This is a genomic window from Arthrobacter sp. Dra40, assembly GCF_059091905.1.
Genome location: NZ_JBNHHB010000111.1, coordinates 1 through 17818, shown reverse-complemented (window position 1 = coordinate 17818; position 17818 = coordinate 1). Strand labels below are relative to the sequence as shown.

Sequence of the window (17818 nt, the reverse complement as noted above, 5' to 3'; positions counted from 1 at the left end):
GCCGCATCCTGACGATGCGGCCGGCGCCGTAGTGCCGGTGTGGCCGTCAGCTCGCGCTGCCTGCCTGAGTGGCGGCGGCAGGGCGGTGGCCCTGCTTGGCCAGCTGAATCTGTTCGTACACGTGGTGGCGCAGTTCCGTGAACCGCGGCAGCGCACGCGTGTTGAGCTGGTCGCGCTCGTCGGGCAGGTCGATTTGGATATCCTCCTGGATCACGGTCGGCGATGACGACAGGATAATCACGCGCTCGCCCAGGTAGACCGATTCGTCGATGTCATGGGTGACGAACAGGACGGTGACGCCCAGCTTCTTCCAGACCGAGCGGATCAGGTCCTCCAAATCGGCGCGGGTCTGCGCGTCGACGGCGGCGAACGGCTCGTCCATCAGCAGCACCTCGGGCTGGTAGGCCACGGCGCGGGCGATGGCCACGCGCTGCTGCATGCCGCCGGAGAGCTGCCAGGGGTAGGACTGCGGCACGTGGTCCAGGCCAACGGCCTCCAGCGCGTCGTCGACCAGCCTGTCCCGCTCGGCTTTGCCCATGCCGGCGTTCTTCAGCGGAAGCTCCACGTTTTCGCGAACCCGCATCCAGGGGAACAGCGAACGGCCGTATTCCTGGAACACCACGGCCATCTTCTTCGGCGGGCCGGTCACACGGGCACCGTCCAGCAGCACTTCGCCCTCGGTCGGGGCCAGCAAACCGGAAATGCACTTGAGCAAGGTGGTCTTGCCGGACCCGGACGGGCCGACCAGACAGGCCAACTCCCCGGCCTTCAGGTCGAACGTCAGGTTGCGCACCGCCTCGATGTCGCCGCCGTCGGTGTGATAGACCTTCTTGACGCCGCGGACCGAAAGCATGGCCTGGCCTTCGGGCAGGGTTTTGCCGGTCGGAGCCGGGGTGGTTTCAGGCTGCATTTTCTACCTCTCGCAGGCCGTGGTACCAGCGCAGAACCCTGCGCTCGGTCCATTGGAAGATGAATGACATGGCAACACCGATCAGGCCCAGCACCACAATGCCGGACCACATTTCCGGAATTGCGAAGGAACGCTGGAACTGCACGATGGTAAAGCCCAGCCCCGACGACGAGGCGAACATTTCGGAGATGACCATCAGGATCAGGCCGATGGACAGGCACTGGCGGACACCGGCCATGATCTGCGGACCAGCCGACGGCAGCACGAGGTAGCGAACGCGGGCCGCTCCGCCGATGCCGTAGGTGTGCGCCGAATCCGAGAGCACGGAGTCGATGGCGCGAACGCCTTCGATGGTGTTCAGCAGCACCGGCCAGATGCAGCCGGAGATGATGACCACGATCTTCATCGTGTCGGTGATGCCCATGAGCAGCATCAGCACCGGGATCAGCACCGGCGGCGGGATCGCGCGGAAGAACTCCAGCACCGGCTCAGTGAAGTCGCGCAGCCACTTGATCGAGCCGATCAGCAGGCCGGCGACGATGCCGAGGATGATGGCGGCGATGACGCCAATGAGCAGGCGGCCGATCGATGGCAGCACGTCGGAGAAGATCCGTTCGCCGAACCAGGTCTCCGCGAACGCTTCGACGAGCAAGGCCGGGGTGGGCACAAAGAAGTTCGTCGTGCCCAGGGTCGAGCCCCACCAGATCAGCACCAGGATGATTGGCAACGCCAGCCCGTAGGCAATGCCTTTCAGGACTTTCACGCGATCACCTCGGAACGGATTGATTCATGCCAGGACAGGGTCTTGCGCTCAATGAAGCGCATGACTAGGTTGACCAACACGCCAATCAGGCCGGTGGCCAACACCAGTGCGTACATGCCCGAGATCGCGCCACCGGACTGTGCAAGCGCAATCTCCCGGCCGAGGCCCGGGGAACCGATCACCAGTTCGGCCGTGATGGCCAGGATCAGGGCGACTGCTGCAGCCAGCCGCACGCCGGTCATCAGGTACGGCAGGGCAGTGGGGAACACGACGTGGCGAACCCGGGCGAACCTGCCCAGGCCATAGGACTTGGCGGTCTGCATCGCCACGTTGTCCACGTCGGCCACTCCGTACAGCACCTGGATGAAAACCTGCCAGAACGATGCGTAGACGATCAGCATCAGCGAGGACTCGATCTTCACGCCGAACAGCAGCACGGCCAGCGGGATCAGCGCGACCGACGGGATGGGTCGCAGGAACTCCACCGTGGAGTTGGTGAACTTCCGCAGGAAATTGGACGAACCGACGATAAAGCCGAGCACCACGGCCAGTACAACGGCCATCAGCAGGCCCAGGAACCAGGCCAGCATGGTCTCGCCTACCGCAAGCCAGAAAGCCGCCAACCCGAAATCGTTAAACAGCACCGAGATCACCTCGGACGCCGGCGGCAGAAACCGCGCTTCAACAATTCCCACCCGGGGAGCGAGCTCCCACACCAGCAGGAACGCCAGGATCCCGGCGATGCCCAGCAACTGCTTCGCCGGGCGTTTCCTGACAGGGCGCTTGGACTGGCTGGCCGCGGGTCCCTGACTGTCTGTTGTCACCGCCGGGGCGCTCATGGGAGCAACCCGCCCGGGTGCGGCGCCCTATACAGCGCACATTTCATTTTCACTCCTTCTGCCCCGAGGAGAACGGGGATTCAGACCACCTTGTTCGCTAGTCGAACACGCGTTCACTATCTCAAGTGTGGTCGACGCCACTTGGTGACGTCAAACACTCTAGGCCATCGTTACGGAGCCGACACCACAAGACAGTGTTTGACGGCCTTCAGGGGCGTGAATTGAAATTGTCAACGGATTGTGCTTTGCAATTCAGCGCTTTCGTCCGAACAGAAAGTAGGCCACGGGACCTAGGAAGTTGACGAAGGTCGCGGCGAACCACGCTGGCTTCGGCCCATTAACCAGAGCGGCGGGACGTTTCCTCAGATCCCGCAGCGCGGCCGTCTGCACGGCCATTTGCAGTGCAGTCATGGCGGCAACCCGCAGCCGCTGTCCCCCGCTCAGATCCTTGAAGGACTTTTTCTTGGTGGCCCTCGTCAGTGCGTTCCCCATAGCGGTCTCCCGGTCTCAGGCAGCAGGTGCCTTTAGTGTAGGCGTGCAGCAGCGGGCCGCGAAGGGCCGGCCTGTCCTTAAGGCTCAGCGGTTTCGTTCGTACCGCCACGGCAATGACGCTGTGGACAGCCGGTGCCTGGCCCCGGTGGAAGCTGCCGGACCCGGGCCGGGATAGGCCTCATCGCCCGCCCAGACGATAATCTGCCCGGTCGCGGGATCGTCAAGCACGTGGCTCTCAAAGTTGAACGGCCCCACCCCCCGCGCGGCTTCCAGCGCCTCCGCCACTGTGCCGAAGCGGCTTAGACCGTGCAGCGTCACCCAGGTCGGCGGGACCAACTGCATCCGACCGGATGCATGCCGGCCCAGCACCTCCTGGGGCCGCAGCCACGCGAAGCCGGCCAGTTCGCCGTCGTTGAGCACGATCTCCCCGGCCGGGGCCTCGGCCGCGAAGAACCACGTCTGGAAGCGGCGGACCAGACTGTGCCGCGGCACCCAGTTCGAGAGGTGGACCAGTTCCTGCCGTGCAATCCGCAGGCCGGTCTCCTCGGAAGTTTCACGCACGGCTGCACGCTTCGCCGCCGCCAACTGCCTGCCATGTTCAGGCTCGACGGCGTCGCCCTCCTCCGTGTCAGTGCCGGCTCCCGCTTCGGCCGCGGGGTAGTCCTCCGGGTCCACTTTGCCGCCGGGGAATACCCAGGCTCCGGCGAAGGTTCCCCTGCCGGGCCGTTCCAGCATCAGGACCTCCAATCCGTCCGCACTGTCGCGCAGCAAGACGACTGTCGCTGCCAGTTCCGTTTGGTTCGCCCGATTCTCCGCCGCTTTATCCACGCCCTTAGCTTAGGACTGTGGTTGAAACGACGGTCGAGATGACCGCTTCACCCGACCAGGAAAGGTTTCAGATGAAGATTGCCGTCTACGGCGCCACCGGCATGGTGGGCAGCGAGATCGTTTCCGAGGCATTGCGCCGCGGCCACCAGGTCACCGCCGTTTCGCGTAGCGGGACCGGGCCGGACGGGCCCGAGGCCAGGGTTGCGGAACTGTCCGATGTGAAGACCTACAAAGACATCGCCCGCGGTCACGACGTCGTCGTTCTTTCGATCCCGCCGTCCCGCACCGGCGGATCGCATGCGCCGTTCGTGGCCGCTCACGAGGCGATTTCCGAGACTCTCGTCCCGGCACGGGTGTTTGTGGTGGGCGGCGCCGGTGCCACCGAGGTGGACGGAGTGCAACTGAAGGATTTGCCCGGCTTCCCCGAAGCTTACAAGCCGGAAGCCATCACCATGGCGGAAGTGCTGGAGCTGTACCGCTCTGCATCGGGACTCGAGTGGACCATGCTGGCCCCTGCGCCGAAGATCGCTCCCGGCGAGCGCACCGGACGCTACCTGCTTGGCGCCGACTCCCCCGCCGGAGACAGCGTCTCCACCCAGGACTTCGCCGTCGCCGTGCTGGACGAATTGGAGAGCCCGCAGCATGAAAACCGCCGCTTCACGGTAGCCAACTAGCGGCCTCCCAAGGCGGCGCGAGGCGATGGACCGCCTGCCCTAGACTCTTCAGCATGTGGATCGGTTGGATCGAGTTCGACCTCCTTTTGGGCGACGTGCATTCACTGAAGGAAAAGCGCTCCGTGCTGCGGCCGATCATCGCGGAGGTACGGAAGCGGTTTGATGTCTCCGTGGCGGAAGTCGGCCAGCAGAACCTCTATCGGCGGGCCGAACTGGGCATCGGCCTGGTGGCAGCGGACCGGGCCCATGTGGTGCAGGTGCTGGACACGGCCGAGAACTACATTGCCTACCGCCCAGGAGTCGACCTTCTCAGCACGCGGCGCAAGATCCACTCCAGCGAGGACTGATGCCCGGTTTGAGGCTGTGCACGACGCGCTCGGGCCCATCACGCGCGGGTGGATGTTGGTAGCGTTGGTCACGCCATGATCCATGCCACATCCGGGAGACCTTGTTGACCACCCCTGCCACCGACGCGCAGTTTCCCACGGTTGAGGAACTTGTCCGCCACCGCTATGCCTCCGACAAGGCGTCCCAGCATCTGGGCATCGAGGTGCTCGAGGCCGAAGAGGGCCGCGTGGTGATGGCCATGTCGGTCCAGGATTACATGCTGAACGGCCACCACATGCTGCACGGCGGCTACCTATTCACTCTCGGGGACACGTGCTTCGCGTTCGTCTGCGAGTCGTTGGGCCGGCCATCGGTCTCCCGGCAGGCCGAAATCACCTACATTGCCCCCGGAGCGGCAGAAGCACGCCTCGTGGCCACCGGCGTCGAGCGCACCCGCTACGGCCGCAACAACATCGTGGACATTTCCATCCATGACCAAGACGGCCAGCACCTGGCCGAAATGCGCGTCTTCGGCGTGCTGGTTCCCAAAAAGTAAATCCGTCCCCTGAACCAAGGAGCAACCCGATGGCAACAGTGCCTGCGATCGATCTCAACAATGGCGTCACCATCCCGCAAGTGGGCTTCGGCGTCTTCCAGGTTCCGCCCGCCGAGACCCAGCGGGCTGTTGAAGCAGCCCTGGAGGCCGGATACCGCCACATTGACACCGCCGCCGCCTACCGCAACGAGGCCGGCGTCGGCGCGGCCATCAAGTCCAGCGGCATCCCGCGCGAGGAACTGTTCATCACCACCAAACTCCGCAACGGCGAACAGTCGAAGGCGCGCGAAGCATTCGACGCAAGCCTGCGCGAGCTGGGTCTGGACTTTGTGGACCTGTACCTGATCCACTGGCCGGTGCCGTCGCAAAACCTTTACCTGCAGGCGTGGCACGAACTCGAAGCGGCCTATGCCGAGGGTCGGACGCGCGCGATCGGCGTCTCCAACTTCCTGCCCGAGCATCTGGAAACATTGCTGGCCGGCAGCGGCACTGTCCCGGCAGTCAACCAGATCGAAATCCACCCCACCTTCCAGCAGCGCTCGGTGGTGGAGCTCAGCCGCAAGCACGGCATCGCCGTCGAGGCCTACAGTCCGCTGGGCCAAGGCGCCGATCTGCAGGCTGAAACGGTGGCTGATGTCGCCGCCAAACACAACGCCACGCCGGCGCAGGTGGTGCTCGCCTGGCATTTGGCGCAGGGTTTCATTGTGATTCCAAAGTCGGTGAATCCGGAGCGGATGGCGCAGAACCTGGCCGCCGCCCACCTGACGCTGACTGCCGAGGACGTCGAAGCGCTCACCGCTCTGGAGTCCGGCGGGCGGGTTGGAGCCGACCCGGCAACGGCCGCCTTCACCCAGCTCTAGAAGCAAAGATTGCCGGTGTCCGCGTGGACACCGGCAATCGGCGGGCACCTGCCAGGCGCTAGAGCCGGCGGTACTGCGCGATCATGGGGCAGTCGAACGGATCCCGTGCGGACAGGCCCACCTTGTTCAGGTACCGCACCACGATGCCGTAGGACTGGGGCAGCGACGTTTCCGTGTAGGGGATCTTGTGGCTGGCGCAGTATTCGCGCACGATTTCGGCGGCCTTGGCCAAGTTTGGCCGCGGCATGCTCGGGAACAGGTGGTGTTCCACTTGGTAGTTCAGTCCGCCCATCAGGGCGTTGATGGCACCGCTCCTCGAGCGCGTGCGCCCGACAATATTGCGACTCGTCAGGACCTGGCGGCTCAGGAAGTCCACTTTTGAATCCTTGGGGATCAGCGGCATGCCCTTATGGTTCGGTGCGAAGGACGCGCCCATATAGACGCCGAACACGGCCAACTGGACACCCAGGAACGCGAAGGCGATGCCGGGCGGCAGGAACACGAAGATGGCCGCGACGTAGAGTGTCAGCCGGGCAAACAGGATGGCGATTTCCCGCTTGCGGCCCTTGACCTGGCCACGGGCAAACAGCGACCTGATGGACGTGATGTGCAGGTTGATGCCCTCGAGCATCAGCAGCGGAAAAAACAGGTAGCCCTGCCGGCGGGTGAACCAGGCCATCAGGCCCCGGCGTTCGGCTGCCTGTTCCGGCAGGAAGGAGACCGTGTCCTGCTCGATGTCCGGATCCTTCCCGATGGTATTCGGGTTGCCGTGGTGCCGGCTGTGCTTGTTCATCCACCACTGGTAGCTGATGCCCACCACGGCGTTGGCAAGGAACCGGCCGGCACGGTCGTTGGCCGGGCCGGTTTCGAAGACCTGCCGGTGGGCGGCCTCGTGGGCCAGGAACGCAAGCTGGGTGAACAAGATGCCCAAGGCGCCGGCGATCAATAGCTGGAACCAACTGTCTCCGAGCAAAACGAAGCCTGTGACAGCGCCGGCGAGCCCCAGCGCCAGCGCGACAAAGAGGCTGATGTAAAACCCTCTGCGCTTTCGGAGCAAACCTGCATCCCGCACGGTAGTCAACAGCTGGGAGTAGCCGCTGGCGGCGGAAGTGCCGCGCGGGCTACGGGTAGTAGTTGTCGGTGGAGATACAGATATGCTCATACGGCCTTCAGTGGATTGGTCCGACTTCCCAGCCGCTTCAATAGGGCGTCTGCCCTGTAGATGAAAATCACTCTACGGCACCAACCTGAACACGTCCTGAACAAAGGGCACCGTGGTAGCGCCATTCGGCTTCTTGGCAGATGTCCTGTACAGTGAATCTTGTAGTTGTTGTGTTGCGCATTTGATTTTGAGCAACAAGACCCTTCACCGAAGGGCTTGTGCTTCTCTGAACGGCGGACGAAAAACACCGCTGCAAGCGATCCGTGAAGTCCGCGGAACGTGTATTACTCGGAGGAGTACAAAAAATGGCAACTGGAACCGTCAAGTGGTTTAACTCTGAAAAGGGCTTCGGCTTCATCGCTCCGGACGACGGCTCGGCCGACGTCTTCGCTCACTACTCGGCTATCGAGAACAGTGGCGGATACCGCGAACTGCGTGAAGACCAGAAGGTCGAATTCGAAACCGTGCAGGGCCCCAAGGGCCTGCAGGCTGCAAACATCCGCGGCCTCTAAGACGGTAGCGGCAACGCCGCACTAGTCTTTTCCAATGCAGCTGGTTCCCGTATGGGAGCCGGCTGCATTGTTTTTTCCGGCAATTGTTACTCCCACTGGCAGGAATCGAGCCTCCGGGGGCAAACTTGAGGCATGCCCTTGACACCCGTACCCGCCAGCACCGGAACCTTCCTGGCCGACATGGTCCTGCAGATCCTGATGTTCACCGGCATTGCCGTGCTGTGCATTGGGACCGCCGCAACCGTGACCCTTTGGCTGGTGATCCGCAGGATCCGGCGATCCCGCCGGCTCCGCAACGGTCTGCGTGCGGGATCCCTCACCGTCCGCAGTTTGACCAAGGACGACGCCGGGCGCCGCCTGGCCCGCCAGCGCCTCGGGCTGCAGCGCTCGGCGGACGCTACAGAACGGGCACTAGCGGCCGCCCGCGCGGAGGGCCGCCCCGTCGGGGAACTTCCGCTAGTGGCGGCAAGGCTTGATGTCGCTTCGCGGTCACTGGACGAACAGCTGAAACTAGCCGAAGGCGAGCCGGAGCCGGACGTCAAGCGCTCCCTCGCCGGCAGCTTGTCCGGGCGCGCAGTTCAACTCAACCGGCTCTCCGGCCAGTTGCGGCAACACTTGGTGGAAGCCGGGTACAGCGCCGACGCCGAACAACTGGAACTGGCGGGAAACCACCTGTCCCGGGAGATCGAGGCACTGCATGCATGGTCCTCCGCGTACCGCGGCGCTCCCGGCGCCCACCACACTGCAGTTCCCGCACAGCGCCGGGCCGGGGGCCTGCGGCATGGCCAGTCCTCCTCGGCGCCGGTTCAGCCGGCCACCGCCCAGGTCCAGCCCGCTCCGGCACGGCGCCGGCCCGAACCCACCAGGAGCTAAGGTGTCGTCCATTAAACGCCGCATCAGCCGGATTATCCGCGCCAACCGCACGGCCAGGGAGGCACCGGTGGATCCTCTGGTGGCCGTTGAGGCCAGCCAGCAACAACAATATGCAGCGGTGGACCAAGCCCGGCGCAGCGTGGCCGACATCGCGGCCGGCTGCCGCCGAATCGAGTTGTTGCTGGATGAGGCCAAGGCAGAACAGGCCTACTGCGACCGTCAGGCAGAAGAGTGCGTTGCCCGCGGTGACGACGACGGCGCCCGCGAGTTCCTGCACCGAAGCATCACGGCGTCGAAGCGCGTGCAAACCCTTGCCCGCCAGTACGAGCGCATGGCCGATCAATGGCGACGGCTGGACGGGGAACTGGGCCGGCTGTCCACGCGGATAGAGGACAGCCGCATGCGGTACCAAACGCTGCAGGCCCGCCACGACGTCGCCCAGGCCACGCTCGGCATGCAGCAGGCCGCCTCCGCGGCGGCCGGCAGTGCCACGGGCATGCAGTCCGCCGCGCGGGATGCCGAGCGGGAAACCCGGCGGATTGAGGCGGAAGCTGCCGCCCGGAACGAAATCGCCTGGTCCGATCCGAATTCGCCGCAAGTGCAGGAGGCCTTCGAATGGCTGGAGGCCAACACGGAGGTCAATGACCAACTGGGCGCCCTCAAGTCTCGGCGCAACAAGGCGCCGGAGGCTTGATGGCCACCACTGGCAAACCCGTGGTCGCCGTGCTCTACAAGGACAACCTGCCTCCGGGCATGGAGGACGTGGAGGCGGCTGCCGACGTACGTTATGCCACCGCGGACCAACTGCCGGCCGCTCTGGACGGGGCGCACGTGTTGTTGCTGTGGGACTTCTTTTCGTCGGCGCTGGAGGACGCGTGGTACGCCGCCGGTTCGCTGGAGTGGGTCCATGTGGCGGCTGCCGGGGTCGACAAGCTGCTGTTCAAGGACTTGCGGGACTCCGGCGTGGTGGTGACCAATGCGCGCGGCATCTTCGACCGGCCGATGGCCGAATTCGTTCTCGCCGGAATGTTGGCCTTGGCCAAGGACCTTCCCGGACTTCTTTCCCTGCAGCGGGAACGGACGTGGCAGCACCGCGAGACCGAGCGTTTGGAGTCAAGCCGTGCGTTGGTTGTGGGCACCGGGTCCATCGGACGCGAGATCGCCCGGGTGCTGAAGGCCCTCGGCGTAGAGGTTTCCGGAGCCGGCCGCACGGCCCGCAACCCGGATGCTGATTTCGGCGAGGTGTATGCGTCGTCGGAGCTTGCCGGTGTCGTCGCTTCCTTCGACTGGGTAGTGATGGTGGCACCGCTGACCGAGGAGAGCCGGCACCTCGTCGACGCCACCGTGCTGAAGGCGATGAAGCCGACCTCGCGGCTGGTCAACGTGGGCCGCGGCGCCAGCGTGGACACCGACGCCCTGGTGGACGCTCTGCAATCCGGCTCCATCGCCGGGGCTGCGCTGGACGTATTCGAAACCGAGCCACTCCCGGCCGGCCACCCGCTCTGGGCGATGGACAACGTGATCATCTCCCCGCACCTCAGCGGCGATGCGCGGGGCTGGCTGCCTCAACTGGCGGGCCAATTCGCCCAGAACTTCGCCCGCTTTCTCCGGCAGGAGCCGCTGGAAAACGTGATCGACAAGAAGCTGGGCTTCGCCGCGGCTCCTGCTACGCGTCCCAGGTAGCCCGGGACGGTTCATCCCTCGCCTGGTCCGCCCGGCGCCGCGGAGACCTCTGGCTCCTTCTCCTGCCACGGCCACTTGCCAGTGATCTCCAGTTCCAAGGACCAGCTCAGAAAGGTACGGATAAGCACGATCACGGCCAGCACCCCCACGCTTTCCAGGCTCGGGCTGACGGCGACAGTGCGGATGATGTCCGCCGCCACCAGCAGCTCCAGCCCCAGCAGAATCGAGCGTCCAAGGAACCGGCGGAACCGGCCGTACACCCCGCCCTGTCTGCGCACAAACCGGGGCACCGCAAACAGCGCGGCCAACACGGCCCCCGCCACCACGGCCACTACGCCGGCCGCATCAATGACGCGGCCCGCCGACTCAATGACTTCCTTGAAATCCATGGCGCACACGCTACCTTTTGCGGAGCGAACCAGCCCCTCAAGCTCTGTCAGTTTCAGGCTGCACAGCCGAACTTCACTGCTACGGCCGATGATGCATGGATTGCCCTGCCCCGGCACCTGGCATCAATGGCTCCGACCGTGTCAACGGAATGGACGGGACGGCAAGACAACCCCCTGCCCGATCCCTAGACTGAAGCCGTATGCCCCCGAGTGATCAGGAGTAGGACTTTGACCGAGAACGCGCCGTACCAGAACGTCACCTTTGAATCTGCCGGCACCGAGGCCCACGGTTACCTTGCCGTCCCGGAATCCGGATCCGGCCCCGGCGTCATCGTCATCCAGGAGTGGTGGGGCCTGGTGGACCACATCCGCGATGTTGCCGACCGTCTGGCCGCCGAAGGTTTTGTGGCGCTGGCACCCGACCTCTTTGGCGGTCGCATTGCCCACGACGGCAAGGAAGCCGCGGAGATGATGTCCAAGCTTCCGGAGGAAGAGGGCGCCCGCCTGCTCGCCGGCGCCGTTGACTACCTCCTGGCCCATGAGGCCGTGACCAGCTCCACTGTGGGCGCCATCGGCTTCTGCATGGGCGGCGGCTTTGTGCTGGCGCTGGCCGCGCAGCAGGGTGAAAAGATCAGTGCAGCCGTACCGTTCTACGGTGTGGGGCAGGGCGTGCCCGACTCCTTTGGAGGTGTCCGCGCCGCCATCCAGGGCCACTACGGCAAACAGGACAAGTCCTACCCGGTGGAGAAGGCCAAAGCCCAGGAGGAGCAGATCCGCCGCGAGTCCGGCGCCGAAGTGACCTATTACTTCTACGACGCCCCGCACGCCTTCCACAATGACGAGAACCCGCAGGGCAACTACCGCCCGGAGGAAGCCAAGCTGGCCTGGAGCCGCTCGGTGCAGTTCCTCAAGGACAAAGTGAAGTAGTCTCCCCAGCCCAAAGTGCGACGTCGGCGCTTACCACCGCGCCGACGTCGTCCTTTCCCTCCGAGATTCGGGGAGGCCGCCGGCGGACAAGAGGCGGCCGGCTGCATCCGGACCTTGGACGTGACTATGCTGCATAAGAACCTGGGTGTGGGGACGATCAGTTCCTTCTCAACGGAAGAATGGGCAGTGAAAGCCGAAACCGATCCGCAGAGCACCGGGCAAAGCCCGGACGAAGGCCGCGCATGGCCGCGAAGCTCAGCCGTGATCGGTGCTGCCGGGCTCATCGGTTCGGGGGTGGTGTTTCAACTCGCGCTGGCCGGCATAGGCCACACGATCCATTTGGTCGATGTGAAAGAAAACGTGGCACGCGCCCATGCCATCGACATCGCCGAGGCCCAAATCCTGGCCGGTATCAAAGCACCACGGCTGAACGCTATCAGTCCAGCAGATACTGACTCCTGCGAAGGCGTTGACGTGGTCATCGTGGCCGCCTCGGTGCCGGAGGTGCCAGGCGGGGACAGGCGCGACTTCTTGGCCGCGAACCTGCGGTTGCTCAGGCTCCTCGCCCCCACCATCGAGAAGCTGTCTGGCGAGGACGGCATGGTCCTGCTGCTGTCCAACCCGGTCGACGTCCTCGCCGAGTGCCTGCACCGGATCACCGATATCGACCCAACCCGGATACTGGGCTACAGCATCAACGACTCGGTGCGGTTCCAAGCCGCAGTAGCCAGGGAACTCGGAATAGAACCGCACCGCGTCCGTGCCCAGGTCTTGGGAGAGCATGGGAACGGGCAGGTGCCGTGCTTCAGTTCCCTCATGCTCGACGACGCACCGGTCACCCTGACTGCTTCGCAACAGGAACATATTCGCGAGGACATCGATGGCTGGTTCCGCCGCTGGTCTGCCTTGGAACCAGGCCGGAGTTCGGGCTGGACCACGCCACTCGGTGTGGCCCGCATGATCGGCATGATGGCCCGCGGAGAGACCTTTCCCGCAGCCGCATGGACTGCGGGAGCTTACGGGCTTGACGAAGCCTTCGTCGCTCTGCCGGTCCAGATGAGCTCCGGAAGAGTCAAGATCATCGACTGGCAGGGCTCCCCCGAGGAGCAGGCTGCCATGGCCAAAGCTGCAGCGTCCGTGCGTGAGGCAGCTGCCCTCAATCTGGCGCAAGGGGCTGGCCTGCCCGGCCAGGCAGCGCCGTGACAACAACACCGAAATATTAGGAAGGCAGACACGTGGCGAGCATCAAGAAGACGGTCCTGGAAACGACTTTGGATATGTTTCGGGCGCACGGAATGACCACCATCTTCGGAAACCCCGGGTCCAATGAACTTCCCTTCCTCGCCGGCCTGAACGAGGACTTCGACTTCATTCTCGGACTGCACGAACAGGTCGTCGTGGGGATGGCGGAGGGTTACGCCCGCGCCACGGGCCGGCCCGCCTTGGTGAACCTCCACGCAGCCTCCGGGTCCGGCAACGCCATGGGCGCCCTGACCAACGCCCGCTACGGCCATATCCCGATGGTCATCCTCGCGGGGCAGCAGGTCCGCCGCACCGTCGGCCAGGAGACGATGCTGGCCAGCGCGGACGCCTCGGTGCTGCCCGCACCGCTGGTCAAGTACTCGCACGAGCCGCTGGCGGCCGCGGACGTGCCGCGCACCCTCGCCCAGGCGGTGTTCGAGACCAGTACCCAGCCGCGCGGGCCGGTCTACGTTTCGGTCCCGCTTGATGACTGGGCGGAGCCCGCCCTCGACGACGACGCCCTGCTCACCGAGCGAACGGTGGTCACCGCCGGTGGCCTTACTGCAGAGTTGGTGCAGGAGCTCATCGCAACGGTCGACGGCGCGAAAAAGCTTGCACTGGTGGTGGGCCCCCAAGTGGACGCCGCTGCCGTTGAAGATCCGGGCGTGTTCAACGCCGTCGTGGCCCTCGCGGAGAAGACCGACGCGTCTGTCTTCGTCGCACCCTCGCCCTCACGCGGCCCCTTCCCCACCACCCATCCGAACTTCGAAGGAGTCATCGTCCCGGGCATCCAGTCCGTGCGCGATCGCCTCGCCGGGCATGACGTTGTTCTCGTCCTCGGGGCCGCAGTGTTCCGGTATCACCGCTGGGAGCCGAGCAACTATCTCGAAGCAGGCACCCGTGTCCTTCACATCACCCAGGACCCGCGCGAGGCGACCCGCGCACCGTTCGGCCGGTCCGTCGTCGCCGACGTGGCAGGAGCGGCCAAGGCCCTGGCCAACGGCGTGCAGGACCGGGGCACGCGGCGCGGCGAGCCCGGCTCCCGTGAGCTGCCCGCCGCCAAAACCTCTACGGACGGCATGACCGGCACCGAAATCCTCGAGGTACTGAATGCCCACGTCAACGACAGCGTCGCCTATGTCAATGAGACAACCACCCTGGACCTTGACTACCTCGAGCGCATCGCCATCGACCGGCCGGGCATGTACAACTTTCCGGCCTCAGGCGGCTTGGGCTTCGGCCTGCCGGTGGCGGTCGGCATGGCCCTGGGCGATCCGGAAAAAACGATCGTGGCGACCGTGGGCGACGGCTCCGCGAACTACGGCATCACCGCCCTCTACACCGCGGCCCAGCGGCAGACGCGGACGGTGTTCGTCATCGTCAACAACTCCAGCTACGGCGCCCTCGCCGGCTTCGCCCAGCGGATGGGTGTGCCGGATGTCCCCGGCCTCAAGCTCGGCGGCATCGACTTCGTCTCCATCGCCGAGGGCTACGGGGTGCCCGCCCAGCGCACCAGCACCCGCGAGGATTTCGACGCCGCCTACCAAAAGGCTTTGCAGGCAGACGGCCCCGTGCTCATCGATGCGCAGGTTGTCGCCGGCTGACGTGGGAGTGCACTTGGCGCTGCCACAACGTGGCGACGCCGTGAAACTCCTGCTTCGGGGGTGCCGAAACCAATTCGTTAAGCCGCGGTGTTTTCGGCCTAGTTTTTCTTAATCATTGTTAGCTATTTATCCGGTTCAATGAACAGGCCTATGCTCAACACGTAGCGTACGCAGTGCTTCTCGGTTTGTTGAACGACGTGCACCAGAGCGAGGACTGAAAGCCCAATGATGCTTGGAATGATGGCGCAACCGGTTGGTCACTGGCACCGGTGTAGTTGCGGCTCCACCCTGGCCGCAATGCCCTCACGGCCCTAGGGCCAAGTGGACATTCGACGCGCTGCAACGGTGAACTGACGGGAGGGTGTCGGCGTCTCGGAGCTTGCACGAGAGTTCGGGACACCTGCCTTTATCCCGTCTGAGAATGACTTCAGGAAGCGCGCGCGAGCGTTCCGCACCGCGTTCGATGAAGCATTCCGACCGCTTTGCGGCGCCGAGGTCAACCACGCCGGCAAGTCATTCTTTTGTGTTGAGGTCGCCGAGATGGCGGTCGACGAGGGGTTACGTCTGGACGCCTGCTCGGGAGGCCAGGGGACCTCCTCGCCGTACCTGGTACAGGAGCCTAGTGCTGGGCGCTCGCCGGCAACTACGATTGCACACCGCGCCCACTGGTCATCGCAGTCTCCGACGGGGCGCGCCCGCGTCATCGTCAGGGGGAACAGAAAACGACCTGTTCCTTCGGGAGGTCTGCTGCTTACGGCCCGAGGCCGCTCTTTCTGCTTCCTTTCACGGTTCCTTCGGAGAATCGAAATTCATCGGAGTGCTGTCCAGAAACGAGGCCTCACGCGTAGCATCGTAGAAGTACAACTCCATTCAAAAACGGGCAAGGAAGCCCTTTGCGGAATGGGTGCATTTACGGAGGAAACTGGTATGTCCGATTTTCAGGCGTCAAGAGATCTCCCCGTCTTTGAGATCATTCGCCGCCGGCTGTCCATGATGTCCGTCGCGGAACGTAAAGTAGCGCGCACTCTTCTCGGCGGGCCGGCGACGATCGGACTTGAATCATCGACGAAGCTCGCGCGTCACGCGCAGGTGAGCGGACCAACAGTCATTCGCTTCGTGAACCATCTGGGCTTCGCTACTTACCTTGAGTTTCAAGAGGCGGTTAAAGATGACGTTATTGCGCGCGTTACGTCGCCTGTGGAGCTGTTTCCCGAGGGACACAACGCAGGGGGGAATGAACTTCAGGATTACTCCGACACCCTCAGCTCCGCCATATCCACCACGATGAGCCGACTGTCCACTGAGGACATAGCGGCCGCAGCCGATCTGCTGGCCGACCCGAAGAGGAAGGTCTTGGTCTTTGGTGGATGGTTCAGTTCATCTCTCGCTCGCTATCTGTCCGCTATGCTCCAGGAGTTGCGTCCGGGAGTCGAATTCCTCGATGACGAGCCCACCCGACGCGTGGCCGCTCTTTGCGATGCCGACAAGCGCACTACCGCGGTCGCTTTCGACTTTCGGCGCTACGAGGCTAGGACTGAGAAGCTCGGAAGGGCCCTCGTCGAGCAGGGCGGGAAGCTCATACTCTTCACAGACCCGTGGTTGTCGCCCTTGGCGGACGTGGCGAGCGCGGTACTCCCCGCGTCCGTGGGAACCCCCCGGCCGTTCGAGTCATACGTGTCCAGCTTGGCGGTCGTCGAAGCCCTAACTGCCCGAGTGGTGGATATCACGTCGGACTCTGCTCGGGATCGATTCGAACGATATGGGTCATTCACGGAAACACTGGTTCCACATTGGGAGTACCAACGAAAAATGGACGTCGAGGAAAAGGTTTCCCCTTAACTTCAGAGGGGCGCAGGTACCGCAACCACAGATGCTTTCCCCGGCCCGGCCTCTTCGTCTTCCCACCAGTCACAGAAATATCTACCATTTCTGCTCCTCGAACCTGTTGCACATTCTGGCCCCTCCAGTGTCTTGTCGTTATTTGCAATAAAACTAAACCGGCGGTCGATTGGGCATCCGTGCACGCCGGGCGCTTGCTCAGAGGAACGCTTGTATCATGCAATTCTTGACAAGGCTATTGCGGTCTCCGGCAAATGAGTTCATACTTGATTTGAGTGTGGCCTAGCCCACACTACTCACCGGTGGCGGCGCAGGCCGTGTGTCTCGAGAACGGCAACGAGCCTCACTCGAAAGTGCTCCTAGGATGCTCGCATCCGAGGCTTTCCGCTGTCCCCATCATCGAGCCCGGGCCGACTCTCGCCGGCCCCGCAAACAAGGAGACGCCCTTGCCGTCATACAAAAGGCTTGCGCCCACAGCACTCGCTGCGATCTGCGCGCTTGCATTGGCCGCCTGCGGGAGCGAACCGTCCGCCGCCCTCGACCCCTCTGCTGGCTCGACAGACGGGGTCGCCCTCATTTCGCCAGGCAAGCTCACAGTTTGCACCCACCTTCCATACGCTCCATTTCAGGCGAATGACGATTCCGGCCAGGTCGTAGGGTTCGACGTCGACATCACCGAGCTCGTTGCTAAACGTCTTGGCGCGGAGCAGGCGATTATTGACACGCCCTTCGAAGGCATTAAATCTGGCGAGGACATGGCTACCGGAAAATGTGATATCGCGGCGGCCGGCATGACGATTACAGAGGCCCGCAAGGAGGCCATTCTGTTCTCGGAACCATATTTTGATGCAACTCAGGCGTTGCTGGTGCCAGCCGATTCAGCCGTGAAAAGTCTAGCTGATCTGAAGGGCAAAAAGCTGGGCGCTGCGACGGCAACAACCGGTCTTGAATATGCGAAGGCGAAGCAGGAAGAATGCGCGTGCGAGATTGTCGAATTCCAGGATCTTGCTTCCCAGTCACAGGCCCTGTTCACCGGTCAAGTCGACGCAGCCATTAATGATCTGCCTGTGTGGTCCGAAGCCTTGAAGGCGAATTCCGGCAAGGGCGTCATTTCAGCACAGTTCGACACTGGCGAGCAGTACGGTCTCGGAATGAAACTCGGCAACACAGCTCTCAAGAAGGTCGTCGATGAGGTTCTCGAAGATGCCAAGAGCGACGGAACGTATGAAGAAATTTACAAGAAATGGATTGGGGACGTGCCGCAAACCTGATCGACCAGGGCAACCGCCGGCGGACAGCCGGCGGTTGCTCTGCGAGTACCCCGGTGAAATGCAGTGC

The 17818-nt window shown here is 63.8% G+C and carries 20 protein-coding genes; 13 read left to right on the top strand and 7 right to left on the bottom strand.

Annotation, left to right across the window (positions count from 1 at the left end):
- Positions 1–46 precede the first annotated feature (46 nt).
- From AC5RWT_RS25590 to AC5RWT_RS25570, 5 genes are all read right to left on the bottom strand, one after another.
- A complete protein-coding gene (locus AC5RWT_RS25590; RefSeq protein ID WP_493967025.1) occupies positions 47–910 on the bottom strand; it encodes an ABC transporter ATP-binding protein in 864 nt (287 codons plus the stop codon).
- Entirely contained in the window at positions 900–1673 is a 774-nt protein-coding gene (locus AC5RWT_RS25585) for an ABC transporter permease (RefSeq protein WP_493967026.1), read from the bottom strand. The genes AC5RWT_RS25590 and AC5RWT_RS25585 overlap by 11 nt, the downstream gene beginning before the upstream one ends.
- Positions 1670–2512 (bottom strand): ABC transporter permease, encoded by an 843-nt coding sequence (locus tag AC5RWT_RS25580; RefSeq protein ID WP_493967027.1) that lies wholly within the window; start codon positions 2510–2512, stop codon positions 1670–1672. The genes AC5RWT_RS25585 and AC5RWT_RS25580 overlap by 4 nt, the downstream gene beginning before the upstream one ends.
- Positions 2513–2764: 252 nt before the next feature.
- Entirely contained in the window at positions 2765–3004 is a 240-nt protein-coding gene (locus AC5RWT_RS25575) for a PLD nuclease N-terminal domain-containing protein (RefSeq protein ID WP_494082645.1), read from the bottom strand.
- A gap of 84 nt (positions 3005–3088) precedes the next feature.
- Positions 3089–3832: an NUDIX hydrolase gene (locus tag AC5RWT_RS25570; RefSeq protein WP_494082644.1), complete on the bottom strand. Its 744-nt coding sequence runs from the start codon at positions 3830–3832 to the stop codon at positions 3089–3091.
- A 71-nt stretch (positions 3833–3903) separates the two neighbouring features.
- Here AC5RWT_RS25570 and AC5RWT_RS25565 point away from each other — a divergent pair, with 71 nt between their 5' ends.
- From AC5RWT_RS25565 to AC5RWT_RS25550, 4 genes are all read left to right on the top strand, one after another.
- On the top strand, positions 3904–4506 hold the full coding sequence (locus AC5RWT_RS25565; RefSeq protein WP_494082643.1) for an NAD(P)-dependent oxidoreductase: 603 nt from the start codon (positions 3904–3906) through the stop codon (positions 4504–4506).
- A 53-nt stretch (positions 4507–4559) separates the two neighbouring features.
- Complete coding sequence (locus tag AC5RWT_RS25560; RefSeq protein WP_493967031.1) at positions 4560–4853, top strand: DUF503 domain-containing protein; 294 nt, start codon at positions 4560–4562, stop codon at positions 4851–4853.
- A 104-nt stretch (positions 4854–4957) separates the two neighbouring features.
- The gene (locus AC5RWT_RS25555) at positions 4958–5389 is read left to right on the top strand and encodes a hotdog fold thioesterase (RefSeq protein ID WP_494082642.1); all 432 of its coding nucleotides are present in this window, start codon (positions 4958–4960) and stop codon (positions 5387–5389) included.
- A gap of 29 nt (positions 5390–5418) precedes the next feature.
- Positions 5419–6249, top strand: coding sequence for an aldo/keto reductase (locus AC5RWT_RS25550; RefSeq protein ID WP_494082641.1), 831 nt, complete (start codon positions 5419–5421; stop codon positions 6247–6249).
- 58 nt (positions 6250–6307) lie between these two features.
- On the opposite strand, the gene AC5RWT_RS25545 is transcribed toward AC5RWT_RS25550, so the two are convergent.
- Positions 6308–7411 carry a fatty acid desaturase family protein gene (locus AC5RWT_RS25545; protein ID WP_494082640.1) on the bottom strand — a complete coding sequence of 368 codons (1104 nt, stop codon included), beginning with the start codon at positions 7409–7411 and terminating at the stop codon, positions 6308–6310.
- A 305-nt stretch (positions 7412–7716) separates the two neighbouring features.
- Here AC5RWT_RS25545 and AC5RWT_RS25540 point away from each other — a divergent pair, with 305 nt between their 5' ends.
- The 4 genes from AC5RWT_RS25540 to AC5RWT_RS25525 all read left to right on the top strand — a co-directional run bounded on the left by AC5RWT_RS25540 (position 7717) and on the right by AC5RWT_RS25525 (position 10479).
- A complete protein-coding gene (locus AC5RWT_RS25540) occupies positions 7717–7923 on the top strand; it encodes a cold-shock protein (protein ID WP_127512299.1) in 207 nt (68 codons plus the stop codon).
- A gap of 132 nt (positions 7924–8055) precedes the next feature.
- A complete protein-coding gene (locus AC5RWT_RS25535) occupies positions 8056–8796 on the top strand; it encodes a hypothetical protein (RefSeq protein WP_494082639.1) in 741 nt (246 codons plus the stop codon).
- 1 nt (position 8797) lies between these two features.
- Positions 8798–9490 (top strand): PspA/IM30 family protein, encoded by a 693-nt coding sequence (locus tag AC5RWT_RS25530; protein WP_494082638.1) that lies wholly within the window; start codon positions 8798–8800, stop codon positions 9488–9490.
- The gene (locus AC5RWT_RS25525; protein ID WP_494082646.1) at positions 9490–10479 is read left to right on the top strand and encodes a D-2-hydroxyacid dehydrogenase; all 990 of its coding nucleotides are present in this window, start codon (positions 9490–9492) and stop codon (positions 10477–10479) included. The genes AC5RWT_RS25530 and AC5RWT_RS25525 overlap by 1 nt, the downstream gene beginning before the upstream one ends.
- Before the next feature lie 11 nt (positions 10480–10490).
- On the opposite strand, the gene AC5RWT_RS25520 is transcribed toward AC5RWT_RS25525, so the two are convergent.
- Entirely contained in the window at positions 10491–10868 is a 378-nt protein-coding gene (locus AC5RWT_RS25520) for a DUF1622 domain-containing protein (RefSeq protein WP_494082637.1), read from the bottom strand.
- A gap of 228 nt (positions 10869–11096) precedes the next feature.
- Between AC5RWT_RS25520 and AC5RWT_RS25515 the strand changes: the two genes are divergently transcribed.
- From AC5RWT_RS25515 to AC5RWT_RS25495, 5 genes are all read left to right on the top strand, one after another.
- A complete protein-coding gene (locus AC5RWT_RS25515) occupies positions 11097–11795 on the top strand; it encodes a dienelactone hydrolase family protein (protein WP_494082636.1) in 699 nt (232 codons plus the stop codon).
- A 186-nt stretch (positions 11796–11981) separates the two neighbouring features.
- Positions 11982–12998, top strand: coding sequence for a lactate/malate family dehydrogenase (locus tag AC5RWT_RS25510; RefSeq protein ID WP_494082635.1), 1017 nt, complete (start codon positions 11982–11984; stop codon positions 12996–12998).
- A 32-nt stretch (positions 12999–13030) separates the two neighbouring features.
- Positions 13031–14641, top strand: coding sequence for a benzoylformate decarboxylase (gene mdlC, locus AC5RWT_RS25505; RefSeq protein WP_494082634.1), 1611 nt, complete (start codon positions 13031–13033; stop codon positions 14639–14641).
- Between the two features lie 927 nt (positions 14642–15568).
- Entirely contained in the window at positions 15569–16480 is a 912-nt protein-coding gene (locus AC5RWT_RS25500; protein ID WP_494082633.1) for a MurR/RpiR family transcriptional regulator, read from the top strand.
- A 446-nt stretch (positions 16481–16926) separates the two neighbouring features.
- Positions 16927–17751 carry an ABC transporter substrate-binding protein gene (locus AC5RWT_RS25495; RefSeq protein ID WP_494082632.1) on the top strand — a complete coding sequence of 275 codons (825 nt, stop codon included), beginning with the start codon at positions 16927–16929 and terminating at the stop codon, positions 17749–17751.
- Positions 17752–17818 lie beyond the last annotated feature (67 nt).